General features: G+C 52.8%; 25 protein-coding genes. 9 read left to right on the forward strand and 16 right to left on the reverse strand.

Translation table 11 applies throughout. From position 1 onward, the window contains the following. Positions 1–6 precede the first annotated feature (6 nt). The 10 genes from recO to rseD all read right to left on the reverse strand — a co-directional run bounded on the left by recO (position 7) and on the right by rseD (position 8,495). Entirely contained in the window at positions 7–735 is a 729-nt protein-coding gene (recO, locus tag NA389_RS17830; protein ID WP_000399380.1) for a DNA repair protein RecO, read from the reverse strand. A gap of 11 nt (positions 736–746) precedes the next feature. Beyond that, positions 747–1,652 (reverse strand): GTPase Era, encoded by a 906-nt coding sequence (gene era, locus NA389_RS17835; protein ID WP_000102230.1) that lies wholly within the window; start codon positions 1,650–1,652, stop codon positions 747–749. Further along, entirely contained in the window at positions 1,649–2,329 is a 681-nt protein-coding gene (gene rnc / locus NA389_RS17840) for a ribonuclease III (RefSeq protein WP_001068341.1), read from the reverse strand. The genes era and rnc overlap by 4 nt, the downstream gene beginning before the upstream one ends. 273 nt (positions 2,330–2,602) lie before the next feature. Beyond that, positions 2,603–3,577, reverse strand: a complete 975-nt coding sequence (lepB, locus tag NA389_RS17845; protein ID WP_000002560.1) for a signal peptidase I — start codon at positions 3,575–3,577, stop codon at positions 2,603–2,605. A 16-nt stretch (positions 3,578–3,593) separates the two neighbouring features. Beyond that, entirely contained in the window at positions 3,594–5,393 is a 1,800-nt protein-coding gene (gene lepA / locus NA389_RS17850) for a translation elongation factor 4 (RefSeq protein ID WP_000790154.1), read from the reverse strand. A 251-nt stretch (positions 5,394–5,644) separates the two neighbouring features. Beyond that, positions 5,645–6,124, reverse strand: coding sequence for a SoxR-reducing system protein RseC (rseC, locus tag NA389_RS17855; protein WP_000589087.1), 480 nt, complete (start codon positions 6,122–6,124; stop codon positions 5,645–5,647). Next, the gene (gene rseB / locus NA389_RS17860; protein WP_000812021.1) at positions 6,121–7,077 is read right to left on the reverse strand and encodes a sigma-E factor regulatory protein RseB; all 957 of its coding nucleotides are present in this window, start codon (positions 7,075–7,077) and stop codon (positions 6,121–6,123) included. The genes rseC and rseB overlap by 4 nt, the downstream gene beginning before the upstream one ends. Then, the gene (gene rseA / locus NA389_RS17865) at positions 7,077–7,727 is read right to left on the reverse strand and encodes an anti-sigma-E factor RseA (RefSeq protein WP_001168374.1); all 651 of its coding nucleotides are present in this window, start codon (positions 7,725–7,727) and stop codon (positions 7,077–7,079) included. Before rseA ends, rseB begins: the two co-directional genes overlap by 1 nt. A 31-nt stretch (positions 7,728–7,758) precedes the next feature. Then, positions 7,759–8,334: an RNA polymerase sigma factor RpoE gene (rpoE, locus tag NA389_RS17870; protein ID WP_000003307.1), complete on the reverse strand. Its 576-nt coding sequence runs from the start codon at positions 8,332–8,334 to the stop codon at positions 7,759–7,761. Next, on the reverse strand, positions 8,331–8,495 hold the full coding sequence (gene rseD / locus NA389_RS17875; protein ID WP_014344135.1) for a rpoE leader peptide RseD: 165 nt from the start codon (positions 8,493–8,495) through the stop codon (positions 8,331–8,333). Before rseD ends, rpoE begins: the two co-directional genes overlap by 4 nt. A gap of 263 nt (positions 8,496–8,758) precedes the next feature. Here rseD and nadB point away from each other — a divergent pair, with 263 nt between their 5' ends. Beyond that, positions 8,759–10,381 (forward strand): L-aspartate oxidase, encoded by a 1,623-nt coding sequence (nadB, locus tag NA389_RS17880; protein ID WP_000989188.1) that lies wholly within the window; start codon positions 8,759–8,761, stop codon positions 10,379–10,381. On the opposite strand, the gene trmN is transcribed toward nadB, so the two are convergent. Continuing rightward, positions 10,366–11,103, reverse strand: coding sequence for a tRNA(1)(Val) (adenine(37)-N(6))-methyltransferase TrmN (gene trmN, locus NA389_RS17885; RefSeq protein WP_000083343.1), 738 nt, complete (start codon positions 11,101–11,103; stop codon positions 10,366–10,368). The genes nadB and trmN overlap by 16 nt on opposite strands. Before the next feature lie 129 nt (positions 11,104–11,232). On the opposite strand from trmN, the gene srmB reads away from it, so the two are divergent. Next, the gene (gene srmB / locus NA389_RS17890) at positions 11,233–12,567 is read left to right on the forward strand and encodes an ATP-dependent RNA helicase SrmB (RefSeq protein ID WP_000219174.1); all 1,335 of its coding nucleotides are present in this window, start codon (positions 11,233–11,235) and stop codon (positions 12,565–12,567) included. Positions 12,568–12,584: 17 nt separating this feature from the next. Here the strand turns inward: srmB and NA389_RS17895 are convergent, their stop codons facing one another. Next, positions 12,585–13,484 carry a LysR family transcriptional regulator gene (locus tag NA389_RS17895; protein ID WP_000365861.1) on the reverse strand — a complete coding sequence of 300 codons (900 nt, stop codon included), beginning with the start codon at positions 13,482–13,484 and terminating at the stop codon, positions 12,585–12,587. Between the two features lie 102 nt (positions 13,485–13,586). Between NA389_RS17895 and eamB the strand changes: the two genes are divergently transcribed. After that, positions 13,587–14,174, forward strand: a complete 588-nt coding sequence (gene eamB / locus NA389_RS17900; protein WP_000188413.1) for a cysteine/O-acetylserine transporter — start codon at positions 13,587–13,589, stop codon at positions 14,172–14,174. Positions 14,175–14,235: 61 nt separating this feature from the next. Here the strand turns inward: eamB and grcA are convergent, their stop codons facing one another. Next, a complete protein-coding gene (grcA, locus tag NA389_RS17905; RefSeq protein WP_000627811.1) occupies positions 14,236–14,619 on the reverse strand; it encodes an autonomous glycyl radical cofactor GrcA in 384 nt (127 codons plus the stop codon). Between the two features lie 318 nt (positions 14,620–14,937). Between grcA and ung the strand changes: the two genes are divergently transcribed. Then, on the forward strand, positions 14,938–15,627 hold the full coding sequence (ung, locus tag NA389_RS17910) for a uracil-DNA glycosylase (RefSeq protein WP_000179978.1): 690 nt from the start codon (positions 14,938–14,940) through the stop codon (positions 15,625–15,627). Positions 15,628–15,742: 115 nt separating this feature from the next. Here ung and NA389_RS17915 read toward each other — a convergent pair whose 3' ends face one another. Then, complete coding sequence (locus tag NA389_RS17915) at positions 15,743–16,780, reverse strand: tRNA/rRNA methyltransferase (RefSeq protein ID WP_000997359.1); 1,038 nt, start codon at positions 16,778–16,780, stop codon at positions 15,743–15,745. Between the two features lie 203 nt (positions 16,781–16,983). Between NA389_RS17915 and trxC the strand changes: the two genes are divergently transcribed. From trxC to NA389_RS17940, 5 genes are all read left to right on the forward strand, one after another. After that, entirely contained in the window at positions 16,984–17,403 is a 420-nt protein-coding gene (gene trxC, locus NA389_RS17920) for a thioredoxin TrxC (protein ID WP_001098732.1), read from the forward strand. Positions 17,404–17,475: 72 nt separating this feature from the next. Beyond that, on the forward strand, positions 17,476–18,156 hold the full coding sequence (gene tapT, locus NA389_RS17925; RefSeq protein WP_000183642.1) for a tRNA-uridine aminocarboxypropyltransferase: 681 nt from the start codon (positions 17,476–17,478) through the stop codon (positions 18,154–18,156). Positions 18,157–18,209: 53 nt separating this feature from the next. Next, positions 18,210–20,870, forward strand: coding sequence for a protein lysine acetyltransferase (pat, locus tag NA389_RS17930; protein ID WP_000082643.1), 2,661 nt, complete (start codon positions 18,210–18,212; stop codon positions 20,868–20,870). Positions 20,871–20,984: 114 nt separating this feature from the next. Then, positions 20,985–22,340: a CDP-diacylglycerol--serine O-phosphatidyltransferase gene (gene pssA / locus NA389_RS17935; protein ID WP_000949286.1), complete on the forward strand. Its 1,356-nt coding sequence runs from the start codon at positions 20,985–20,987 to the stop codon at positions 22,338–22,340. A 44-nt stretch (positions 22,341–22,384) separates the two neighbouring features. Beyond that, positions 22,385–22,708, forward strand: a complete 324-nt coding sequence (locus NA389_RS17940) for a YfiM family lipoprotein (RefSeq protein WP_001264480.1) — start codon at positions 22,385–22,387, stop codon at positions 22,706–22,708. On the opposite strand, the gene NA389_RS17945 is transcribed toward NA389_RS17940, so the two are convergent. Together NA389_RS17945 and NA389_RS17950 are read right to left on the reverse strand one after the other, a co-directional pair. After that, positions 22,705–24,006, reverse strand: coding sequence for an MFS transporter (locus NA389_RS17945; RefSeq protein ID WP_000807818.1), 1,302 nt, complete (start codon positions 24,004–24,006; stop codon positions 22,705–22,707). The genes NA389_RS17940 and NA389_RS17945 overlap by 4 nt on opposite strands. 103 nt (positions 24,007–24,109) lie before the next feature. Beyond that, positions 24,110–24,565 (reverse strand): DUF4385 domain-containing protein, encoded by a 456-nt coding sequence (locus tag NA389_RS17950; protein WP_000985653.1) that lies wholly within the window; start codon positions 24,563–24,565, stop codon positions 24,110–24,112. Between the last annotated feature and the right edge of the window lie 494 nt (positions 24,566–25,059).

Consider the following 25,059-nt stretch of genomic DNA (forward strand, 5'->3'; position numbering starts at 1 on the left):
TCCTCGTTAATCTTTCTTCGTTTTTACTGTGCGTTTGGGCATAAATTGCCGGAACAGCTCCCGGCTTTTTAACGGTTTTCCCCCAAGATACGGCTTTAATGCCATACGGGTAAAGCGTTTAGCGGCACGCAAGGTATCTACATCCGGAAATTCCCGCGCCTCCAGCGCTTTCAGGTGCCGTCCGGTAAAGGTGTTGTTATCAATGACGACGCTGGCGAAAAAGCCTTTTTCTTCGCGGTAACGGTAGGTCATGGTGTCATCCACCCGTTCGCCGCTGCCTGCACAGTGGGTGAAATTGACGCCATACCCCAGATGTCCCAGCAACGCCAGTTCGAAACGTCGCAACGCCGGTTCAGGCGAGCCGGTGGTTCCCGCCAGCGCCTGAATACAGTTCAGATAATCAAAAAAGAGTTCGGAGAAGCGCGTTTCATATTCCAGTACGCGAGAGAGGAGTTCGTTGATATACAGGCCGCTATAGAGCGTAATACCGCTTAACGGCAGCGCCAGAGAAACTGCCTCGGCGCTGCGCAGGGTTTTCACCTCGCCGCGTCCGCTGTAGCGTAGCAATAACGGCGTAAAAGGCTGCAACGCGCCTTTCAGATTGGAACGTTTAGATCGCGCGCCTTTGGCGACAAGGCGCACGCGCCCCGATTCTTCCGTGAAGACGTCCAGCATCAGGCTGGTTTCGCTCCAGGGGCGACTGTGCAGGACAAATGCGCGCTGCCACCCTTCCACGCTGTGTTAACTCACAGATCGTCTACGTAACCGAGACTGCGCAGAGCGCGTTCGTCATCGGCCCAGCCGGATTTCACTTTCACCCACAATTCCAGGTGTACCGGCGCTTCGAACATCTCCTGCATGTCTTTACGCGCTTCAATACCAATGGTTTTGATCTTGGCGCCTTTGTTGCCAATCACCATCTTCTTCTGCCCTTCGCGCTCGACGAGGATCAGCCCGTTGATATCATAGCCGCCGCGTTCGTTGGTAACAAAACGTTCAATCTCAACGGTAACGGAATACGGCAGCTCGGCGCCGAGAAAACGCATCAGCTTTTCACGGATGATTTCAGACGCCATAAAGCGCTGAGAGCGATCGGTGATGTAATCTTCCGGGAAGTGATGAATAGCTTCCGGTAAATGTTTACGCACGATACCGGCAATGGTATCGACGTTCATACCCGTTTCAGCAGAGATCGGTACGATATCAAGAAAGTTCATCTGGCTTGCCAGGAACTGGAGGTGCGGCAGCAAATCGGCTTTTTCCTGCACGTTATCCACCTTGTTAACGGCGAGAATAACCGGCGCTTTGCCATCGCGCAGTTTGTTCAGGACCATTTCGTCGTCCGGCGTCCAACGGGTGCCCTCCACAACGAAAATCACCAGCTCAACGTCGCCAATCGAACTGCTCGCTGCCTTATTCATCAAACGGTTAATGGCGCGCTTTTCTTCCATATGCAGACCCGGGGTATCGACATAGATTGCCTGATACGGGCCTTCGGTATGAATACCGACAATGCGGTGGCGCGTGGTCTGCGCTTTACGGGAAGTGATCGAAATCTTCTGCCCGAGCAGTTTGTTCAGCAAGGTGGATTTGCCAACGTTCGGACGTCCGACGATGGCAATAAATCCGCAGTAAGTTTTGTCGGTGCTCATTCCAACTCCAGTTTTTTCAGCGCCTGTTCGGCGGCAGCCTGCTCCGCCTTACGACGGCTGGAACCCGTGCCAACCACCGGTTCGCTCAGGCCGCTGACCTGGCAGTGGATAGTAAATTCCTGATCGTGCGCCTCGCCGCGTACCTGCACAACCAGGTAAGATGGCAGCGGCAGATGGCGACCCTGCAAATACTCCTGCAAGCGCGTTTTAGGATCTTTTTGTTTATCGCCCGGACTTATCTCATCCAGACGGGTTTTATACCAGTTAAGGATTAACTGCTCGACGGTCTGGATATTGCTATCGAGAAATACTCCGCCGATTAACGCTTCAACGGTGTCCGCCAGAATGGACTCTCGACGGAATCCGCCGCTTTTTAATTCGCCCGGCCCTAAACGCAGGCACTCGCCTAAATCAAATTCACGGGCTAATTCCGCCAGCGTATTACCACGTACCAACGTGGCGCGCATACGGCTCATATCTCCCTCATCCACCCGTGGGAAACGATGATAAAGCGCGTTAGCGATAACGAAGCTCAGGATTGAATCGCCTAAAAACTCCAGGCGTTCGTTATGTTTACTGCTGGCGCTGCGGTGAGTTAATGCCTGCTGCAACAGCTCCTGATGATTAAAAGTGTAGCCCAGCTTCCGTTGAAGCCGATTAATTACGATGGGGTTCATGCGATACCAATAAATGAATGCGTCAACAATCCAGCACACGAAACAGACCTGATACACGTCATCTGTCCTGCCGCATCGCTGCAGCGGAAAGAAGGTTGTCTATAACCAACGCTGTTTCGTGTGCCGTGGCGACCAGACGGCGCCAACCTAAAACTTCGGGGGAATATTCTATACACAACGACAGGGGATGTCGTTAGTCTGAGGGAATTTATCCAGGAAATAATTCACGCTGCCGCTAAAAAGACGGCAGCGTGAACGATCATTTCGTCACAGTTAGTAAATACCGCCGATACGACTCAGGCGTACGCCTGTCGGCCACTCCCCTTCCTGCTTGTCAAAGCTCATCCAGATAGCGACCGCTTTACCGACCAGATTCGCTTCCGGAACAAATCCCCAGTAACGGCTATCCGCACTGTTATCGCGGTTGTCGCCCATCATGAAATATTGTCCCGGTGGTACAACCCAGGTCGCCAGCGGTTGTCCTGGCTGTTGGTAATACATGCCCAACTGATCCTGGGCTATCGGCACCATCAGGATGCGATGAGTTACATCGCCTAACGTCTCTTTACGTTCGGTCAGGCGAATGCCGTTTTCTTTTGTCTCGTTTAGCGGAACCTCAAAGAAACCGCTGGTCGCTTCTCCACCGTTACGGCGGGCAAAGGTCTGTACAAAATCGCTCGGCTCAACGTTAGAGTAGGTAACCGGCAGCGCATTTTCGCACGCCTGACCGGAGCTACAGCCAGGCTGAATCGTCACCTCTTTTGCAACCGGATCATAAGTGATTTTATCGCCCGGCAAACCGACGGCGCGTTTGATGTAATCTAACTTAGGATCTTCCGGATATTTAAATACCACAATATCCCCGCGCTTTGGATGACCGGTTTCAATCAGGGTTTTCTGGTAGATCGGATCTTTAATGCCGTAGGCAAATTTTTCCACCAGAATAAAATCGCCGATAAGCAGTGTCGGCATCATTGAGCCTGACGGGATCTGAAAGGGTTCATAAAGAAATGAACGAACGATCAGAACGATCGCCAGAACCGGGAAAACCGACGCCCCGGTCTCTAGCCAGCCCGGCTTAGGCGCCACTTTATTGAGCGTAGCGTTATCCAGCGCATCTCCCGACGCCGTTTGCGCGGCAGCCTGGCGCGCCCGACGTTTTGGCGCGAAAACAAACTTATCAACGCACCATAAAATGCCCGTCACCAGTGTGGCTATCACCAGAATCAGGGCAAACATGTTCGCCATGCCAACTCCTTAGGGATTATTTATTGTCTTTACCGACATGCAGAATGGCGAGGAACGCCTCCTGAGGCAGCTCGACGTTACCGATCTGCTTCATGCGTTTCTTACCTTCTTTCTGTTTCTGCAGCAGTTTTTTCTTACGACTGATATCACCGCCGTAGCACTTCGCCAGCACGTTTTTACGTAACTGTTTTACCGTCGAACGGGCAATAATATGCGTACCAATCGCCGCCTGAATCGCGATATCAAACTGCTGGCGTGGGATCAAATCTTTCATCTTCTCCACCAGCTCGCGACCACGGCTTTGCGAGTTATCACGGTGCGTGATCAGCGCCAGCGCATCGACACGTTCGTTGTTGATTAACACATCAACACGCACCATGTCGGAAGCCTGGAAGCGCTTGAAGTTATAATCCAGAGACGCATAGCCGCGCGACGTCGATTTCAGACGGTCAAAGAAGTCGAGCACCACTTCCGCCATCGGGATTTCATAGGTCAACGCGACCTGGTTACCGTGATACACCATGTTAGTTTGTACGCCGCGTTTCTCAATACACAGCGTAATAACGTTACCTAAATAGGCTTGTGGTAACAGCATATGACATTCGGCGATAGGCTCGCGCAGTTCATAAATGTTATTCAACGGCGGCAGCTTGGAGGGGCTATCAACATAGATAGTCTCTTTCGCCGTTGTTTCTACTTCATAAACCACGGTCGGCGCAGTGGTGATCAGATCCAGATCGTATTCGCGTTCCAGACGCTCCTGAATGATCTCCATGTGCAACAGGCCGAGGAAGCCGCAGCGGAAACCAAAGCCCAGCGCCGAGGAGCTTTCCGGTTCATAAAACAGTGAGGCGTCGTTCAGGCTTAGCTTGCCGAGCGCGTCGCGGAAACTTTCATAATCGTCGGAGCTGACCGGGAACAGACCTGCATAGACCTGCGGTTTCACCTTCTTAAAGCCCGGCAACGCTTTTTCCGCTGGGTTACGCGCTGAGGTTAAGGTATCGCCAACCGGCGCGCCGAGGATATCTTTAATGGCGCAGACCAGCCAGCCTACTTCGCCGCACTTCAGCTCGGTACGATCAACCTGTTTCGGCGTGAAGATCCCCAGGCGGTCAGCGTTGTAGGTCTGCCCGGTGCTCATCACTTTAATTTTGTCGCCTTTACGCATGGTGCCGTTTTTAATACGCACCAGCGATACCACGCCCAGGTAGTTATCGAACCAGGAGTCAATAATCAGCGCCTGCAGCGGGCCGTCCGGATCGCCTTGCGGCGGCGGGATATCGCGCACCAGGCGTTCCAGAACATCCGTCACGCCGACACCCGTTTTGGCGGAGCAGCGTACCGCGTCCGTCGCATCGATACCGACAATGTCTTCGATTTCTTCCGCCACACGCTCCGGATCGGCGGCCGGCAGGTCAATCTTGTTAAGCACCGGCACCACTTCAAGATCCATTTCCATCGCGGTGTAGCAGTTCGCCAACGTTTGCGCTTCTACGCCCTGGCCGGCATCCACCACCAGCAGCGCGCCCTCGCAGGCGGCTAACGAACGGGAAACTTCATAGGAAAAGTCAACGTGTCCCGGCGTGTCGATAAAGTTCAGTTGATAAGTTTCACCATCAGACGCTTTAAAATCCAGCGTCACACTCTGGGCTTTAATAGTAATACCGCGCTCACGCTCAAGATCCATCGAATCAAGTACCTGAGCTTCCATTTCACGGTCAGACAGGCCACCGCAGATTTGGATAATACGGTCAGACAGCGTCGATTTACCGTGGTCAATGTGAGCAATGATCGAAAAGTTACGTATGTTCTTCATAGAGATAAATTATTATGCCTTACGCCTGGTTGACCAGACTTTAGAGGTCGCTGTTCTGAGCTTAACGTCTGTTTTAACTGAAACGCCGCATTCTACACTACAACGCTAAGGCGAGGAAATGTTCATAGTGTAAGGAGAACGGGAACTGGAAAACGCCTCGCTTTTTTCCTGTAAAACACCGCAACGCAGGAAAAGCGCATGCTTATCGGGACAACAACCCAACGCGGCAGGTGTACCGTTGGGCAAAACGTTTACTGGCGCGTTTCGATTGAGGTAGTTTCGACGCGAACAAGGTCCGGCGGGAGGGCAACGTTTAAAATCACCGGCTGCCAGGCGTCGCGCTCCGCCAGTTTTCGGGAATAGCCGCGGGCAACCAGAAAACCGCCCACGCCGCCCAACACGGCCCCGCTTAATGCGGCAAGGTCAGATCCAAACAGCATCTGAAAAAGCGCCGCACAAAGAAATAGCCCCGCTAAAGGCGACATATAGACCAGCAACGCCGAACCTAAAAGGCTTTTTTCGGCGATGCCCAACTCGACTTTCTGCCCCGGCGCCAGCGGCTCCGCGCTTGGCACAACAATGGTATGCGTGGTTTGCGGCCCTAATTTATTCAGCACGCGACTGCCGCATCCCGCACGGGAGGCGCAGCTGCTGCATGACGCTTTAACGTCGCAGCTCACCACCGCCTGACCATTCTGCCAGGAGACAACGGTTGCCCACTCTTTAATCATTGTACTGCCCTGAATTTGATACTGTCGGCAATGCGCTTCGCCGTTTGCGGCGGAAGCTCGCCGACAATGGTGATTTCCGCGTTGTCGCGAACGCTGCTATAAACCGTTCGGCGCCCGGTACGCAGCATCTGATCGCTGCTGTTTTGCGTCGCCCGGTTCACATTGACGGAAAAGCTAAACAGACCGTCAGAATAAAGCCGCGATTCGATAGGCAGGTTATCCATCGTCGGCAACGGACGACGGCTGCTGGAAACTTCGCTAAAGCCTTGCGGTACCCAGGATGGACTCCAGTTAAATTTCGTTTTTTCGCCACCGGGAACAGAAAGCAGCGGCGGCAGATTCGCCTTCGCCAGCGCCTGCATGTTGCTGCCGATATCCTGACTCACCGTGAACGCAATAACGCGGAACTGCTCCAGCGTCTCGCCATCGCGATCCAGCAGATCAACGCGCATCGGCAGTTTGGTGTCCATGTCCATCCAGACGATATAGCTGTAACGCGTACCATCGCGCGCCACAACGCGGATAACTTCGCACAATCTGTCTGCGATACGGGTGCGTCCGACAGAAATAAAGTCGTAGTAAGGCGCCAGGCGCTTGAAGTCGGTGTAAATCAGGGAAGGCAGAGAATCGACAATATAATCACCGTTCAGGGTGAACGGCTCAAGGCCCGGTTCAAAATAACTGATTTCATTACCACGCTGTACGACCTCCCGGCGGGGACCGTCCAACTGTAGCAATTGCGCAAGCGGGCGACTATCCAGGCGTGCGTGTCGATAACGTAGAGATTCAACGCCTTGTTTCGTGATGCTGACGAATGACAGCTCGTAATTCAGTGACTGACTGGCGATGTTCATCTGCTGCAATAACGCCCCGGACGCAGGGTCGGCCGAGGCGTTTACTGAGAAGAACAGGCTAGCCGCCACAAGGGACATGGCAAACCAAAGTTGCTTCATTACTGCGATTGCGTTCCTAAAGTTTGGATTCCTGGCACCTGTACCGCGGCTTGCTGGGTTTGCGCCTGCTCAAACTGAAGCTGTTCGGAGTGCAGTCGGCGCTGCAGTTCATAGTCCTGCAACATGGCATTAATGCGACGACGCTGCTCCTGTACCTGCTGTTGCTGACTGCCGACAGGCGCTGCTTCAGAAGGCACTCCCAGACTTACCGGGCTGGCTTTCCCCATCATAGGCAGGGTATTGAAAACCGGCGTTTCAGGTTGTTGGGATGTTTCAGATTGCCCATTATAGTGCTGGACACCGACGATAACTGCAAGTGAAACGCACGCCGCCACGCCCATTTGGGTAAGCTGCGCCGCCCACGGACGCACTTTTTTCCAGAACGGCATTTTCTGCCATTGCTGCGGAGCGGGTTGGGCCTCAGGGATTAATGGCGACACCTGACGTACTGGCTCGTTTTCAATAGCGGCCATCACGCGAGCGGATATATCGAAATGGAGAACGTCAGGCGTATCCCCCCGCATTGAATCGCGGATCAGGTGATAACTCTCCCAGGTTTTCTGCATTTCCGGGTCGTGCGTAAGCGCTTTGAGCAGCTCACTATCCAACGTTTCGCCATCCATCAAAGCGGAAAGTTTTTCTTTCTGCATGCCTAATACCTTTTCCAGTATCCCGCTATCGTCAACGCCTGATAAGCGGTTGAACTTTATTATCAATAGCTTCCCGCGCCCGGAAGATACGTGAACGCACCGTCCCCACCGGACAATCCATGATAGCCGCTATCTCTTCATAGCTCAGGCCATCCAGCTCCCGTAAGGTGATTGCCATACGTAAATCTTCCGGGAGGGACTCAATAGTTCGGAAAACTATCTGTCTCAGTTCTTCTGACAACATTAAGTTCTCAGGGTTCGAAATTTCTTTCAGCGCGCCGCCGCTTTCAAAGTTTTCTGCTTCAATCGCGTCTACATCACTGGAAGGCGGACGACGCCCCTGCGCAACCAGGTAGTTCTTCGCGGTATTGACCGCAATGCGATACAACCAGGTATAAAAAGCGCTATCCCCCCGGAAAGAATCCAGCGCGCGATAGGCCTTAATAAATGATTCCTGTACGACATCGGGAACGTCGCCCGATGGCACATAGCGGGAAACCAGACTCGCCACTTTATGCTGGTAGCGCACTACCAGTAAGTTAAAGGCTTTCTGATCTCCCTTCTGGACCCGTTCAACCAGGACCTGGTCCGTTAACTGCTCGCTCATCCGAGGTAATGTCTCCCCAAACCAAATTTCCACGCGCTTTCGAAACGCCACTCCATAAGCCGCACTATGAGCAAGCAACAGGTTAGAGTGTCTATGTTTCGTAAAGTTCCGTTACGCATTTGTTTTTGTTTGTCATGTTGTAGACAGGTCTTATCTTCCATTATAAGTCTACAGATGCTGAACAACGCACTATCTGTACAGAAATGCCCATTTCGTCGTTTGCAGAGTAACCTAACAGCATCTTTATTTCACTACAAAATCCGACGCTAACACCCTGCCCTATAAAATATTTTTTGCCGTTTATCTCTCGCCGTATTTTTATTTTATGTTTAATAAGCACAACACCAGCGAAATCATCACGTGCTTTTTAGCGCCATATAGTGCTAATCTGCCGCAACCGTGTTTAGTAAATTAAACAAAAACCATGATGACAACTCCTGAACTGTCCTGTGATGTGTTAATTATCGGCAGCGGCGCGGCCGGACTCTCGCTGGCGCTGCGTCTGGCTGAAAAACATAAGGTTATCGTCCTGAGTAAAGGGCCGGTGAGCGAGGGCTCCACGTTTTATGCGCAGGGCGGTATTGCCGCCGTGTTTGATGAAACCGACAGTATTGCGTCGCATGTCGAAGATACGCTGATTGCCGGCGCCGGAATTTGCGATCGCCACGCGGTGGAGTTTGTCGCCAGCAACGCTCGTACCTGCGTGCAGTGGCTTATCGATCAGGGCGTGCTGTTTGATACGCATGTCCAGCCAAACGGCAAGGAGAGCTATCATCTCACGCGTGAAGGCGGCCATAGCCATCGCCGTATCCTTCATGCCGCTGACGCTACCGGAAAGGAAGTCGAAACCACGTTGGTCAGTCGGGCGCAAAATCATCCTAATATTCAGGTGCTGGAACGCAGCAACGCCGTTGATTTAATTATCTCCGATAAAATGGGTCTGCCAGGGCCTCGCCGGGTCGTCGGCGCCTGGATCTGGAATCGCAATAAAGAGTGGGTTGAAACCTGTCATGCGAAGTCGGTGGTGCTGGCGACCGGCGGCGCCTCAAAGGTTTATCAATACACCACTAACCCGGATATTTCCTCCGGCGACGGTATCGCGATGGCCTGGCGCGCAGGCTGTCGGGTCGCTAATCTGGAATTTAACCAGTTTCATCCCACCGCCCTTTATCACCCGCAGGCGCGTAATTTTCTCCTTACCGAAGCGCTGCGCGGCGAAGGCGCATACCTTAAACGTCCGGACGGTTCACGGTTTATGCCGGACGTTGACGAACGCGGCGAACTGGCGCCGCGCGATATTGTCGCCCGCGCTATTGACCATGAGATGAAACGACTCGGCGCAGACTGTATGTTTCTCGATATCAGCCACAAGCCTGACGATTTTGTCCGCCAGCACTTCCCGATGATCTATGCGAAACTGCTCGATTTGGGGATGGATTTAACCAAAGAACCGATTCCCGTTGTTCCTGCCGCGCACTATACCTGCGGCGGCGTGGTTGTCGATGATTATGGTCGTACCGATGTAGACGGCTTATATGCCATTGGCGAAGTCAGTTACACCGGCCTGCACGGCGCTAACCGTATGGCGTCCAACTCGTTGCTGGAATGCTTAGTGTACGGCTGGTCTGCGGCAATGGATATCGACAGGCGAATGCCTTCTGTCCACAGCGTTGACGTCCTTCCCGCCTGGGATGAAAGCCGCGTGGAGAACGCCGATGAGCGGGTGGTGATTCAGCATAACTGGCATGAACTGCGTCTGCTGATGTGGGACTATGTGGGTATTGTGCGCACGACGAAACGGCTGGAGCGCGCCCTACGGCGTATTACTATGTTGCAACAAGAGATTGACGAGTATTACGCCAACTTTCGCGTCTCGAATAATTTACTGGAGCTGCGCAATCTGGTGCAAGTGGCCGAACTGATTGTGCGTTGCGCGATGATGCGTAAAGAGAGCCGGGGGCTGCACTTTACGCTGGATTATCCGCAACAACTGGCTGAATCAGGCCCATCGATCCTTTCGCCGTTAACGTCTCACATAAACAGATAAAATGCCTGGGTCAGCGCCGTATAACTTTCAGAATAATGCTGGTCTGACCCGCGAATTACTAATCTGTCGCTAAAGCACTCTCCGGCTTGCGGGGAGAATGCGAGCAAAACCCGGTGCGGCAAGCGCGCTTCGTTTTCCGCAACGTCAGTACGTAATCGCAAATGCCATCCCATGTTGAGCGCTTGCTGCGTAAAAGCGTTACCTATTTGTTCCGGCAAGACTACGCAAAAAAAGCCGTCTTCGGTAATACAATCCGCCGCAATAGCCAATAACGTCTGGTGATCCAGCGTAGCGGTGTAACGCGCCTGCTCCCGCTGCGGCGTGGCGCATTCCACACCGGGTTCGTAATAAGGCGGGTTGCTGATAATAAGATCAAAGCGTACCGTCTGGCGAGGCGCCCAACGCTGAATATCGTCAGTATGCACCGTTATTCGATGCGGCCAGGGAGAGTGAGCCACGTTTTCCTGCGCTTGCATGGCAGCCCCGGCATCCAGTTCCACGGCGTCAATAGGCACATTGTCATCCGTCCGCTGCGCCAACATTAACGCCAGCAGACCGCTTCCAGTACCGATATCCAGAATTCGCTTTACATCCGCGACCGGCGCCCACGCCCCGAGTAAAATACCGTCAGTTCCCACTTTCATCGCACACCGATCGTGTGCGACAAAAAACTGTTTAAACGTAAATCCGTTACGACGAAGAACGGAGCCAGACTGAGACATGTAAAAACAACCTTGCAAAAAACGGCGACAGCGCCGGGTGAAAACAATACCTGAGAAGGGATATCCATACAAACAGATGAAGATTGTGGCCGTAACGTCTATAATCAGCGCCCCACACAGAGGTAGAACATGACTGTAACGACTTTTTCCGAACTTGAACTCGACGAAAGCCTGCTGGATGCCCTCCAGGATAAAGGTTTCACTCGCCCGACCGCCATTCAGGCTGCCGCCATTCCGCCTGCGCTCGATGGCCGTGATGTACTCGGTTCTGCGCCGACAGGCACCGGTAAAACGGCGGCATATCTGCTGCCGGCGTTGCAGCACCTGCTCGACTTTCCGCGTAAAAAATCGGGGCCGCCGCGTATTCTGATCCTGACGCCAACCCGCGAACTGGCAATGCAGGTTGCCGATCACGCTCGTGAACTGGCTAAGCATACTCATCTGGATATCGCCACGATTACCGGCGGCGTGGCCTATATGAACCATGCTGAAGTGTTTAGCGAAAACCAGGATATCGTGGTCGCCACAACGGGCCGTCTGCTGCAATATATAAAAGAAGAGAACTTTGACTGCCGGGCGGTTGAAACACTGATCCTTGACGAAGCTGACCGGATGCTCGACATGGGCTTCGCTCAGGACATTGAACATATCGCTGGTGAGACCCGCTGGCGTAAACAGACGATGCTGTTCTCCGCCACGCTGGAAGGCGATGCGATTAAAGATTTTGCCGAGCGTCTGCTGGAAGACCCGGTTGAGGTTTCCGCCAATCCGTCAACCCGCGAGCGTAAGAAAATTCACCAGTGGTACTACCGTGCCGACAATTTCGAACATAAAGTTGCGCTGTTGAAGCACCTGCTAAAACAAGACGATGCAACCCGTTCTATCGTGTTTGTACGTAAACGTGAACGCGTCCATGAACTGGCTGAAACGCTGCGTCTGGCCGGGATCAACAATTGCTATCTTGAAGGCGAGATGGCGCAGATCAAACGTAACGAAGGTATTAAGCGTCTCACCGACGGTCGCGTTAACGTGCTGGTCGCGACCGACGTCGCGGCACGCGGGATTGATATTCCTGACGTTAGCCACGTCATTAACTTCGACATGCCGCGCAGTGGCGATACCTATCTGCATCGCATTGGTCGTACAGGCCGTGCGGGTCGCAAAGGCACTGCAATCTCGCTGGTAGAAGCCCACGACCATCTGTTGCTGCTGAAAATCGGTCGCTACATCGAAGAGCCGCTAAAAGCGCGCGTCATTGATGAGCTTCGCCCGACCACGCGTGCGCCCAGCGAAAAGCTGACCGGCAAACCGTCGAAAAAAGTGCTGGCGAAACGCGCCGAGAAGAAAAAAGAGAAAGAAAAAGAGAAGCCGCGTGTGAAGAAACGTCACCGCGATACAAAAAATATCGGTAAGCGCCGCAAGCCAAGCGGTACGAAAATGCAGGAGCAATCCAGCGAAGAGTGATGATACTGCCGGGTTCGTTAACCCGGCATTTTTTTATCTTCCACGGTAAAACACGCCTCCATACACTGCATAAATATCTGCATTGCCGGGCTGACCGCTTTCCCGGCATGATGGGCGCACAGCGCCATGATCGATAGCGACGGCGCGCCAAACGGCAGCTCTTTCAACTGACCGGTACTAAGTTCTCGTTCAACGGTAAAACGTGGTAAAAAGCTGATGCCCAGGTTAGCAGCCACACACTGTTTAATGCTTTCAATACTCCACAGTTCAATGGTGTTTTCCAGCGTAATCCGCCTCTGCCGTAGCGTACTTTCAAACAGCTGGCGGAAGACACATTGCGGTTCATTGATGATGAAGCTACAGGGAATATGCTGATCTGGCTGCGTAAAATCAGCATCCTGTAGCAGTGGAGAGGCCACCAGCGCCAGCGACTGCTCCCCCAGTTGCTGCATCGTGAGCGCATCATCATTACCTACGCGATAAAAAACGCCCAGATCGACCTCGTCATTCAGCAACGCATCACGTATTACATAGCAATTCAGCGACTGTAGCGACAATCTGACATTCGGCGCTCGCAGCTTAAAACGTTGTAAAACCTGCGGCATTTTGTACGCCAGTAAGGTTTCACCTGTCGCCACGCGCAGCTCTCCGCCGGGTTCCGCATCCTGTCTTGCGGCTTCACGAATCGACTCCATCACACGCGTCAGTTCATGGATATGCGGCATCAGCTTTTTCCCCTCATTGGTCAGGCACATTCGGCGCCCTATTTTCTCGAACAGTTGCAGGGAAAACTCACGTTCAAGCTGTTGAATATGAAAAGTTACCGTCGACTGAGTACAGCACAGCTTTTGCGAAGCCCGCAGAAACGAGCCCTCTTCCACTACCGTTTTCAGCGTAATAAACCGACGCAGATCCATAACCACCAACCTATCGAAAATATCGAATTCAGAATTAAAAAACATTCATTTTTTTAAATATTTCATATCGGGTACTGTCTGCTAAAACAGAGGAGATGACAAGTGACACCGATGCTTTTAAGCGCTTTCTGGACTTATACATTAATCACCGCCCTTACCCCCGGCCCTAACAATATTCTCGCGCTTAGCGCAGCAACTGCACATGGTTTTCGGCAGAGTATTCGTGTACTGGCAGGTATGAGTCTGGGATTTTTGGTCGTTATGCTGCTGTGCGCCGGGATCGCGTTTTCCCTTGCGGTTATCGATCCGGCAATCATTCATTTACTCAGTTGGGTGGGGGCTGCGTATATCCTGTGGCTGGCGTGGAAAATTGCCACCAGTCCAGCGGCGGATGAGAACGCCAGACCAAAACCGGTTGGCTTTTGGGTAAGCTTTGGCCTGCAGTTTGTGAACATCAAAATTATTCTGTACGGCATTACCGCTCTGTCTACATTTGTTTTACCGCAAACGCAGGCGCTGAACTGGGTCATCGGCGTCAGTATATTGCTGGCATTGATCGGCACGTTCGGTAATGTGTGTTGGGCGCTGGCGGGACATCTGTTTCAGCGGGCGTTTCGCCATTATGGTCGCCAGTTAAATATCATTCTGGCGTTACTGCTGGTGTACTGCGCGGTGCGGATTTTTTACTGACCTAAATAAAACAAAAGCGGAAAAGGCCCGGCCTCTTCCGCTTGTTATTACCGGATAAGCCTTACAGGCTTTCGGTAAAGGTACGAGCGATAACGTCGCGCTGCTGTTCCGGCGTCAGGGAGTTAAAACGCACCGCATAACCAGAAACACGAATAGTCAGCTGCGGGTATTTTTCCGGATGCTTAACCGCGTCTTCCAGAGTTTCACGACGCAGAACGTTAACGTTCAGATGCTGACCGCCTTCAACGCGTACTTCCGGTTTAACTTCCATCGGAATTTCACGGTATTCAATCTCGCCCAGTTTGCTGACAGCCACAACTTCATCTTCAGCAAAGCCGGATTTTGCAACGATGCAGCGCGCTTCGCCTTTTTCGCTGTCCAGCAGCCAGAAGGAATTCAGCAGGTCGTCGTTAGCGGCTTTAGTAATCTGGATACCTGTAATCATGTGATGCCTCCCCAGGCAAAATTATTTGATTTCGGTCGGCCTAATCCCGGCCAATTGGTAAAACCATTGTTGCTTGAGTGTATATATACCCTTCGATCACCCTTCATTCTTTGATTTAAATCAATAAAAACCACACCATAAAAAGGGTGATGAAGGGAATTTATTGTTTTACATCAACTTACACCATTCAGACCTATAAACTTTTTACATAAATTTTCAACTATCTTTTGTAGGTAACCGTTTTTGTAGCACGCAGGATTTTGCACTGCAGAAAGAAGCAGTTAAGCTAAGGGAACTGGAAATTCGCAGGAGAGCGAGATGGCGACTGAGTTAACCTGGCACGATGTGCTGGCTGATGAGAAACAGCAACCTTACTTTATCAATACGCTTCACACTGTTGCTGGCGAGCGTCAGTCGGGTATCACGGTCTACCCGCCGCAAAAAGATGTGTTTAACGCCTTTCGCTTCACGGAACTGGGCGACGTTAAGGTGGTGATCCTGGGACAAGATCCTTACCACGGCCCCGGCCAGGCACATGGTCTGGCGTTTTCCGTGCGTCCTGGGATCGCTCCCCCGCCGTCATTAGTGAATATGTACAAAGAGCTGGAAGCCTCCATTCCCGGCTTTGTTCGCCCCGCGCACGGTTATCTGGAAAGCTGGGCACGCCAGGGCGTACTGTTACTGAATACGGTGCTCACGGTACGGGCAGGCCAGGCGCACTCTCATGCCAGCCTGGGGTGGGAAACCTTTACGGATAAAGTGATAAGCCTGATTAACCAACACCGCGAAGGGGTTGTCTTCCTGCTGTGGGGCTCGCACGCCCAGAAGAAAGGCGCGATTATTGATCCACAGCGCCACCATATTCTGAAAGCCCCGCATCCCTCGCCACTCTCTGCGCACCGTGGATTTTTTGGCTGTAACCATTTTGCGCTAACGAACCAATGGCTGGAACAACACGGCGAGAAAACTATCGACTGGACGCCAGTATTACCGGCTGAGAGTGAATAACGTTGGCGGCTCGCCGTTTTATCGCCCGGATAACGGCGCGAAAGCGCCTTGTCTGACCGGGCGGTAGGAAGTACATCATTGGCCCGGCGCACGTTGCGTCACCGGGCTGCAGCTCTTACGCTTTATTCTGTCGCCACCACTCGGCGAGCAGCACGCCTGTCGCAACCGACACATTCAGGCTTTCCACGTTCCCGGTGCCGTTAATTTTCACGCACAGATCGCCGGGTTCGCGCGCCGCTTCCGGCAGGAAGTCATATTCACGGCCTAAGACCAGCACCATCTTTTCCGGCAGGGTCGTACTAAAGAGCGCCTGACCGCGATCGCTGGACGTCGTCACCACGGTGTACCCCGCCTGACGAAAATCATCCAGTACGTCAACAATGCTTTCACCAGTGATCGGCTGGACATGCTCCGCCCCGCCTTCCGCAGTACGAATCGCCGCGCCGGACTCCAGCAACGCCGCATCCTGTACCACCACGCCCTTCACGCCGAAGTGCGCGCAGCTACGCATCATGCCGCCCAGATTATGCGGGTTAGCGACATCTTCCAACGCCAGCACGCAGTCTTGATCCGCCGCCTGCTTTACCCATTGCTTAACGGTCGTACCGTTACGCTTTTTAATCAGGAAACACACGCCGCCGTGGTGCTCAGTCCCGGAAGCTTTTGCCAGTTCGGCTTCATCCACCACATGGTAGGCTTTACGATTCGCCGCCATCCAGCGCAGCGCCTCTTTAAAACGCGGGGTCACGCTTTGGATAAACCATGCGCGCACGATGGCGTCAGGACGGCTCTGGAATAGCGCCTGGCAGGCATTTTCGCCGTAGACGCGCGTCTCTTCCGCACGCTGGCGACGCAAAACTTCAGGGTCGATAAAACTTTTACCGCTAATACCACCATGATCGACTTTCTCAAGCGTTTCATCGCCTGGCGCACGGGACACGGTGCGCCACGGCGAAGTTTCATGTTTACGGTCACGGCTCTGATTATTTCGCTCATCACGGGCGGGGCGACGTCCACCGTCAGTGCGAGACTTTGCTGGGCGGCCTCCCCCTTTCCCGGTACGCGGGTTATGGGTGCGTTTATCAGAGTCATCATCACTACGGACATACATCACTTTGACTTTGCCGCTTTTGTTTTTTAATTCATCGTTCATGCTTTTCTCCACCAGCGCTGCGCGAAGCGCGAAGATTACCCGATGTGCATCCGGTTAGCCATGATTTCGTTTAAAAGCTTGCGACTATTGTACTCATTGAATAAAACACATTGTTGTTTAGCACAGACTCCTCGATAATATGTAACATTATAGAAACATCCCGCGCGTAGCGGGACGTCTTCCGACGTATTCAGAGGTTAGCTATGAACACCGTTTGTACCCATTGTCAGGCCATTAACCGCATCCCCGACGATCGGCTTCAGGACGCGGCAAAATGTGGACGCTGCGGTCATGAGTTGTTTGACGGAGAAGTCATTAATGCGACCGGCGAAACGCTGGACAAACTGTTGAAGGACGATCTTCCAGTGGTGATCGACTTTTGGGCACCCTGGTGCGGCCCTTGCCGTAACTTTGCGCCAATCTTCGAGGATGTCGCAGAAGAGCGCAGCGGTAAAGTCCGTTTCGTCAAAGTAAATACCGAGGCGGAACGGGAACTCAGCGCCCGTTTCGGTATTCGCAGCATCCCGACGATTATGATTTTTAAACATGGACAGGTGGTCGATATGCTTAATGGCGCAGTGCCTAAAGCGCCTTTCGACAGCTGGCTGAACGAAGCGCTGTAAACGCCACGGGGCGCATCTTGTGCCCCGTTTTCACCTCTGCCACAATAGCGTTTTTCTCCGCAAACGCTTTCTATGACCAATAACGCTGTCCTTCAGTTACGCGCCGAACGGCTTGCGCGCGCTACACGCCCTTTTCTTGCCAGAGGCAATCGGGTTCGCCGCTGTCAACGCTGCCTGCTGCCGCTAAAATCTTGCCTGTGTGATACGTTAACGCCTTCTCAGGCGAAAAGCCGTTTTTGTCTGGTCATGTTTGACACTGAACCGATGAAACCCAGCAATACCGGCCGGCTGATAGCCGATATTTTGCCGGATACCGCGGCGTTTCAGTGGTCGCGTACCGAGCCGCCACAGGCGTTGCTGGAGTTGGTACAGCATCCGGATTATCAACCGATAGTGGTCTTTCCTGCGTCCTACGCCGGCGAAGCGCGCGAGGTCATTTCCACCCCGCCCGCCGGGAAACCGCCGCTGTTTATTATGCTGGACGGCACCTGGCCCGAAGCACGTAAAATGTTTCGTAAAAGCCCTTATCTGGATCATCTGCCAGTCATTTCCGTCGATTTATCGCGTCTTTCAGCTTATCGTCTGCGTGAAATCCATGCCGAAGGGCAATATTGTACCGCCGAAGTCGCGATAGCGTTGTTAGATCTGGCGGGAGATACCGAGGCGGCAACCAGTTTAGGTGAACATTTCACCCGTTTCAAAACGCGCTATCTGGCAGGAAAAACGCAACATCCGGGAAACGTCACAGCATAAAATAGCGAAAGCGTTTAAAATTATCCGGTCACTTCTGTGTAAGGGAAACCGGTATGAGCCAGCAAGGACTGGAAGCGCTACTGCGACCAAAATCGATCGCGGTGATTGGCGCATCAATGAAGCCCCACCGCGCGGGTTACCTGATGATGCGTAACTTGTTGGCGGGCGGATTCAATGGCCCCGTCCTTCCCGTGACGCCCGCCTGGAAAGCCGTTTTAGGCGTCATGGCCTGGCCGGATATCGCCAGTCTTCCTTTCACCCCCGATCTGGCTATTTTATGCACTAACGCCAGCCGTAACCTGGCGTTACTGGACGCGCTTGGCGCGAAAGGTTGTAAAACGTGCATTATCCTTTCTGCTCCCACGTCGCAACATGAAGAACTTCTTGCCTGTGCCCGGCATTATAAAATGCGTCTGCTGGGTCCAAACAGTCTTGGGCTCCTCGCGCCGTGGCAAGGGCTGAATGCCAGCTTTTCTCCCGTCCCGATTAAACAGGGCAAGCTCGCTTTTATTTCCCAGTCTGCCGCAGTTTCCAATACTATTCTTGACTGGGCGCAACAGCGTGAAATGGGCTTTTCCTACTTTATCGCGCTGGGCGATAGCCTGGATATTGATGTCGATGAACTACTGGACTATCTGGCGCGCGATAGCAAGACCAGCGCAATTTTGCTCTATCTGGAACAGTTAAGCGACGCCCGCCGTTTTGTTTCCGCCGCCCGTAGCGCTTCACGTAACAAACCGATTCTGGTGATTAAAAGCGGCCGAAGCCCGGCAGCCCAGCGTTTACTTAATACCAGCGCGGGAATGGACCCTGCGTGGGATGCGGCCATCCAGCGCGCAGGCCTGCTGCGAGTCCAGGATACGCACGAGCTTTTTTCCGCCGTCGAAACACTGAGCCATATGCGTCCGCTACGCGGCGACAGACTGATGATCATCAGCAATGGCGCCGCGCCTGCCGCGCTGGCGTTAGATGAGTTGTGGTCGCGTAACGGCAAGCTGGCGACGTTGAGCGAAGAGACCTGCCTGCAACTACGGCAGGCGCTTCCCGCGCACATTGATATTGCCAATCCGCTGGATCTGTGTGATGACGCCAGCAGCGAACATTACGTCAAAACGCTGGATATCCTGCTCGCCAGTCAGGATTTTGACGCGCTTATGGTTATCCACTCTCCCAGCGCTGCCGCGCCGGGTACGGAAAGCGCCCATGCTCTGATCGAGACGATTAAGCGCCACCCCAGAGGCAAGTTTGTTACGTTGCTGACAAACTGGTGCGGCGAGTTCTCGTCTCAGGAGGCAAGACGGCTATTCAGCGAAGCCGGGTTACCAACCTACCGCACGCCGGAAGGCACGATTACCGCGTTTATGCATATGGTGGAATACCGGCGTAACCAGAAGCAACTGCGAGAAACGCCAGCGTTGCCGAGTAACCTGACGTCCAATACCGCTGAGGCGCATAATCTGTTACAGCGGGCGATTGCGGAAGGCGCCACCTCACTAGACACCCATGAAGTACAGCCGATTTTACACGCCTATGGGCTGCATACGCTCCCAACCTGGATTGCCAGCGACAGCGCTGAAGCGGTGCATATCGCCGAACAGATAGGCTATCCGGTAGCTCTCAAGCTGCGCTCGCCTGACATTCCGCATAAATCTGAAGTTCAGGGGGTCATGCTTTACCTGCGGACCGCAAGCGAGGTACAACAGGCCGCAAACGCCATTTTCGATCGTGTAAAGATGGCCTGGCCGCAGGCGCGGATTCACGGTTTGCTGGTACAAAGTATGGCTAACCGCGCCGGCGCGCAGGAGCTGCGTGTGGTGGTCGAGCACGATCCGGTGTTTGGTCCTTTGATTATGTTGGGTGAAGGCGGTGTAGAGTGGCGTCCGGAAGAGCAGGCGGTCGTCGCGCTGCCGCCGCTCAACATGAATCTGGCGCGCTATCTGGTGATTCAGGGCATTAAACAGCGGAAAATTCGCGCCCGTAGCGCGCTGCGTCCGCTGGATATTGTCGGTTTAAGCCAGCTGCTGGTCCAGGTTTCAAACCTGATTGTCGACTGCCCGGAAATTCAGCGTCTGGATATCCATCCGCTGCTGGCTTCCGCCAGTGAGTTTACCGCGCTGGATGTGACGCTGGATATTGCCCCGTTTGATGGCGATAACGAAAGTCGACTTGCGGTACGCCCCTATCCCCACCAGCTCGAAGAGTGGGTGGAGATGAAAAACGGCGATCGCTGCCTGTTCCGTCCGATCCTGCCGGAAGATGAGCCCCAACTGCGACAATTCATCGCCCAGGTCACCAAAGAGGATCTTTACTACCGTTATTTCAGCGAGATCAACGAATTCACCCATGAAGATTTAGCCAACATGACGCAGATCGACTACGATCGAGAAATGGCCTTTGTGGCCGTGAGGCGGATGGACAACGCTGAAGAGATCCTCGGCGTAACGCGCGCGATCTCCGATCCTGACAACGTAGATGCCGAATTTGCCGTATTGGTGCGTTCAGATCTCAAAGGGTTGGGTTTAGGACGCCGTTTAATGGAGAAATTGATTGCCTATACTCGCGATCACGGATTGAAGCGGCTGAACGGTATTACGATGCCGAACAATCGCGGCATGGTCGCGTTGGCCAGAAAACTGGGATTTCAGGTCGATATCCAGCTCGAAGAGGGCATCGTGGGATTGACGCTGAATCTGGCCAAATGTGATGAATCGTGAGTAATGTACTGGAAATGTTGACCACTTTAACGGGTACTGATGTTATTATTGCTCGCTTATGTCGTCTGCATAGCACAGAGGACCCTTCAATGAACAGAGAAGAAATGCACTGTGATGTTGTCAAAATTTAAGCGTAATAAACATCAACAACACCTTGCCCAACTCCCTAAGATTTCTCAGTCAGTTGATGATGTAGATTTCTTTTATACTCCTGCTACTTTTCGGGAGACACTGCTGGAGAAAATCGCCAGCGCGACGCAGCGTATTTGTATCGTTGCCCTGTATCTGGAACAGGACGATGGGGGTAAAGGTATACTCGACGCGCTCTATGCGGCTAAACGGCAGCGTCCTGAACTGGACGTGAGGGTGCTGGTCGACTGGCATCGCGCGCAACGCGGGCGCATTGGCGCAGCAGCCTCGAATACCAATGCAGACTGGTATTGCCGACTGGCGCAGGAAAACCCCGGCATTGATGTCCCGGTTTACGGCGTACCGATTAATACGCGAGAAGCGCTTGGCGTACTGCATTTTAAAGGCTTTATCATTGATGATAGCGTCCTGTACAGCGGCGCCAGCCTGAACGATGTCTATCTCCATCAGCATGACAAATATCGCTACGATCGCTACCAGCTGATTCGCAATCGGCAAATGGCAGACATCATGTTTGACTGGGTGACGCAAAATCTGATGAATGGCCGTGGTGTGAATCGTCTGGATAATACCCAGCGTCCGAAAAGCCCGGAGATTAAAAACGATATCCGCTTATACCGTCAGGAGCTGCGTGATGCGTCATATCATTTTCAGGGTGACGCTAATGACGAGCAACTCTCCGTTACGCCGCTGGTCGGGCTTGGCAAATCCAGTCTGCTGAACAAAACCATTTTCCATCTCATGCCCTGTGCGGAGCATAAGCTCACCATTTGTACCCCTTACTTCAATCTACCAGCGGTACTGGTGCGGAATATTATTCAGCTACTGCGCGACGGAAAGAAAGTCGAAATCATTGTTGGCGATAAAACCGCGAATGATTTTTACATTCCGGAAGATGAACCGTTCAAGATCATTGGCGCGTTACCCTATCTCTATGAGATTAACCTGCGCCGCTTCCTGAGCCGTTTACAGTATTACGTCAATACCGATCAGCTTGTGGTGCGTCTGTGGAAAGATGACGACAATACCTATCATTTGAAAGGGATGTGGGTAGATGATAAATGGATGCTACTCACCGGCAACAATCTGAATCCTCGCGCCTGGCGTCTGGATCTGGAAAACGCCATTCTGATCCACGATCCTAAGCAAGAGCTTGCCCCTCAGCGGGAAAAAGAGCTGGAACTTATCCGAACGCACACAACCATCGTAAAACATTATCGTGACCTGCAGAGCATTGCCGACTATCCGATAAAAGTGCGTAAATTGATTCGCCGTCTGCGCCGGATCCGCATCGACAGATTAATTAGCCGTATCCTGTAATCGAAGCCCCGTCCTGTACGGGGTTTTCTCTTAGGAGTGAACTGGTGCGCGTGTTGATTCCTTTTACGGTGTTGTTTCTCTCCGGGTGCAGCCATCTGGCTAACGACCGCTGGAGCGGTCAGGATAAAGCCCAGCATTTTATGGCATCAGCGATGCTATCGGCAGCCGGTAATGAGTATGCGCGTCGCCAGGGAGTAAGCCCTGACCGCAGCGCAGCGATAGGGCTGATGTTTTCTTTGAGTCTCGGAGCCTCAAAAGAACTCTGGGACAGCCGCCCGGAAGGCAGCGGCTGGAGCTGGAAAGATTTTGTCTGGGATGTCGCTGGCGCGACAACCGGTTACGCTATCTGGCAAATGGCGCAATACTAAAGGCGCAAGCCCTTTCCTTTACGGTGCAACATCAGCGAAACCAGGAAAGCCAGAACGGCCATCGCGGTAACATACCAGAAGAATGAACTCTCCATACCGACAGATTTTAGCGACAGCGCGACATATTCCGCAGAGCCGCCAAATAACGCGTTTGCTACCGCGTAAGATAAACCGACGCCCAGGGCGCGAACCTGCGCCGGAAACATCTCCGCTTTCAGGATCCCGCTAATCGAGGTATAGAAACTCACAATCAATAGCGCGCACATCACTAAAGCAAATGCGGCATAAGGCGACGTCACATTCTGCAACGCGGAGAGAATTGGAACGGTGAAAAGCGTCGCGAGCGCGCCAAAACATAGCATAGAAGTGCGCCTGCCAATCTTATCGGATAACGCGCCGAATAACGGCTGCACCAACATGAAAACACACAGCGCGACCGTCATAATGCCGCTGGCGACATTGGCATGCATACCTGCTGTATTTACCAGATATTTCTGCATATAGGTGGTGAAAGTATAAAAGCACAGCGAGCCTGCCGCGGTGAAACCAAGCACCATCAAAAAGGCTTTGCGATTACGCCACAAACCTTTCAACGAACCGGCTTCTTTTAACGCGCGAGTCTCATGCTTCGAGGTTTCATCCAGCTGGCGACGTAGCCATAATGCCACAACCGCCAGCACGGCGCCCAACGCAAAGGGAATACGCCATCCCCAGGCACGAAGCTCAGCATCCTCCAGAACCTGCTGCAAAATCACAACGACCAGCAATGCCAGTAGTTGGCCACCGATAAGCGTAACGTACTGAAACGAGGCGAAAAATCCCTTACGACCTTCAAGCGCAACTTCACTCATATATGTCGCGCTGGTCCCATACTCTCCCCCTACCGAGAGCCCCTGAAATAACCTTGCAATAAGTAGCAGCGCCGGTGCCCAGGTGCCGATGGTATCGTAACCAGGTAAGCAGGCAATCACCAGCGACCCCATGCACATCATGCACACCGAAATCAACATTGAGGCTTTGCGCCCGCGTCGATCGGCAATGCGTCCAAACAGCCAACCACCGATAGGTCGCATTAAAAAACCGGCGGCAAAGACGCCTGCCGTTTGCAAAAGCTGAGTGGTGGTATTACCAGAAGGAAAGAAGATATGTGCAAAATAGAGCGAGCAGAAAGAGTAGACGTAGAAATCAAACCATTCCACTAAGTTTCCGGAAGATGCCCCCACGATAGCCCATATGCGTCGCCGCATCTCCGGAGCCTCAGCGTTGTTTTTATCTATACGCTGAATAATTTCTGCCATACTGTTCTCCTTGTTGCCAGGCTTAATCGGCCTTTTATTTTGGAGATTCAGATTACGCGAGACCAAAAAGTAAATAAAGTGTTAATTATTTGTTTGCTAATTTTTATCCCCACCGTGCCTGATGCTGGCGTTTCCGTTTCAGATAGTCTTCGTCCTGACGAATTTTATCCCACCAACCTTTGAAAACCGTTGCCGCCGCGGCCTTAATAGGATCATTACCCCGTGTATTCAGGCTGCCGTCTTCTGCATACTTTTTACCGCCTTTATAGTTAGCGTATCGCCTGGCGCGGGTGTATCCCATCTGAATAAATTTACGCGCCATGTCCATACCAACGAAATCATCCTGCTGCCGGTAAGCTTCGAACAACTGGTAGATCTGCTCTGCGGATTTCATCGCCGATGCTTCATCTTTATAGCGCCAGAAAGGAAGAATTTCGCTTTTGTAGGGTTCAACCAGTAGCACCCCCTGCTCGCCTCGTCCAACCTGATACAATTCAGGCTGCTGGCGGAAGTCGATGCTGGAAAAGTCTTGCTGGTAGTTAAAAGGTTTGATAGCCAATGAAAATCCTCACTGCTTATATAAGCACGTGTAAAGGATAGTTCATCGTTAACGATTGGGTGGGTTGTGCTCTTATCGGTTCTACAAGAACACCAGCTTCGTAGGCGGGATAATTCCTGTAGGCCGGATAAGGCGAAGCTGCCATCCGGCGGTGCCGGTTGCCTGATGGCGCTGCGCTTATCAGGCCTACATTTTTACAGTTACCACACACGCAAAAAAGCCCATCCGTCAGGATGGGCTTCTTCACTTGTCTGATGCCTGGCAGTTTATGGCGGGCGTCCTGCCCGCCCCCCTCCGGGCCGTTGCTGCGCAACGTTCAAATCCGCTCCCGGCGGATTTGTCCTCCTCAGGAGAGTGCTCACCGACAGACTACAGATAAAACAAAAGGCCCTGTCTTCCGACAGGGCCCTTCGTTTTATTTGATGCCTGGCAGTTCCCTACTCTCGCATGGGGAGACCCCACACTACCATCGGCGCTACGGCGTTTCACTTCTG

Origin of the sequence: Salmonella sp. NW645 (genome assembly GCF_051703725.1) — a bacterium.
In the GTDB taxonomy this organism is placed as follows: Bacteria; Pseudomonadota; Gammaproteobacteria; order Enterobacterales; family Enterobacteriaceae; genus Salmonella; species Salmonella enterica.

What these genes read in the sequence shown, in the direction of transcription:
- era (WP_000102230.1), bottom strand. Translation starts at nt 1,652, where the DNA reads ATGAGCACCGACAAAACTTACTGCGGATTTATTGCCATCGTCGGACGT.
- rnc (WP_001068341.1), bottom strand. Translation starts at nt 2,329, where the DNA reads ATGAACCCCATCGTAATTAATCGGCTTCAACGGAAGCTGGGCTACACT.
- lepB (WP_000002560.1), bottom strand. Translation starts at nt 3,577, where the DNA reads ATGGCGAACATGTTTGCCCTGATTCTGGTGATAGCCACACTGGTGACG.
- lepA (WP_000790154.1), bottom strand. Translation starts at nt 5,393, where the DNA reads ATGAAGAACATACGTAACTTTTCGATCATTGCTCACATTGACCACGGT.
- rseC (WP_000589087.1), bottom strand. Translation starts at nt 6,124, where the DNA reads ATGATTAAAGAGTGGGCAACCGTTGTCTCCTGGCAGAATGGTCAGGCG.
- rseB (WP_000812021.1), bottom strand. Translation starts at nt 7,077, where the DNA reads ATGAAGCAACTTTGGTTTGCCATGTCCCTTGTGGCGGCTAGCCTGTTC.
- rseA (WP_001168374.1), bottom strand. Translation starts at nt 7,727, where the DNA reads ATGCAGAAAGAAAAACTTTCCGCTTTGATGGATGGCGAAACGTTGGAT.
- rpoE (WP_000003307.1), bottom strand. Translation starts at nt 8,334, where the DNA reads ATGAGCGAGCAGTTAACGGACCAGGTCCTGGTTGAACGGGTCCAGAAG.
- rseD (WP_014344135.1), bottom strand. Translation starts at nt 8,495, where the DNA reads ATGGAAGATAAGACCTGTCTACAACATGACAAACAAAAACAAATGCGT.
- nadB (WP_000989188.1), top strand. Translation starts at nt 8,759, where the DNA reads ATGATGACAACTCCTGAACTGTCCTGTGATGTGTTAATTATCGGCAGC.
- trmN (WP_000083343.1), bottom strand. Translation starts at nt 11,103, where the DNA reads ATGTCTCAGTCTGGCTCCGTTCTTCGTCGTAACGGATTTACGTTTAAA.
- srmB (WP_000219174.1), top strand. Translation starts at nt 11,233, where the DNA reads ATGACTGTAACGACTTTTTCCGAACTTGAACTCGACGAAAGCCTGCTG.
- NA389_RS17895 (WP_000365861.1), bottom strand. Translation starts at nt 13,484, where the DNA reads ATGGATCTGCGTCGGTTTATTACGCTGAAAACGGTAGTGGAAGAGGGC.
- grcA (WP_000627811.1), bottom strand. Translation starts at nt 14,619, where the DNA reads ATGATTACAGGTATCCAGATTACTAAAGCCGCTAACGACGACCTGCTG.
- ung (WP_000179978.1), top strand. Translation starts at nt 14,938, where the DNA reads ATGGCGACTGAGTTAACCTGGCACGATGTGCTGGCTGATGAGAAACAG.
- NA389_RS17915 (WP_000997359.1), bottom strand. Translation starts at nt 16,780, where the DNA reads ATGAACGATGAATTAAAAAACAAAAGCGGCAAAGTCAAAGTGATGTAT.
- trxC (WP_001098732.1), top strand. Translation starts at nt 16,984, where the DNA reads ATGAACACCGTTTGTACCCATTGTCAGGCCATTAACCGCATCCCCGAC.
- tapT (WP_000183642.1), top strand. Translation starts at nt 17,476, where the DNA reads ATGACCAATAACGCTGTCCTTCAGTTACGCGCCGAACGGCTTGCGCGC.
- pat (WP_000082643.1), top strand. Translation starts at nt 18,210, where the DNA reads ATGAGCCAGCAAGGACTGGAAGCGCTACTGCGACCAAAATCGATCGCG.
- pssA (WP_000949286.1), top strand. Translation starts at nt 20,985, where the DNA reads ATGTTGTCAAAATTTAAGCGTAATAAACATCAACAACACCTTGCCCAA.
- NA389_RS17945 (WP_000807818.1), bottom strand. Translation starts at nt 24,006, where the DNA reads ATGGCAGAAATTATTCAGCGTATAGATAAAAACAACGCTGAGGCTCCG.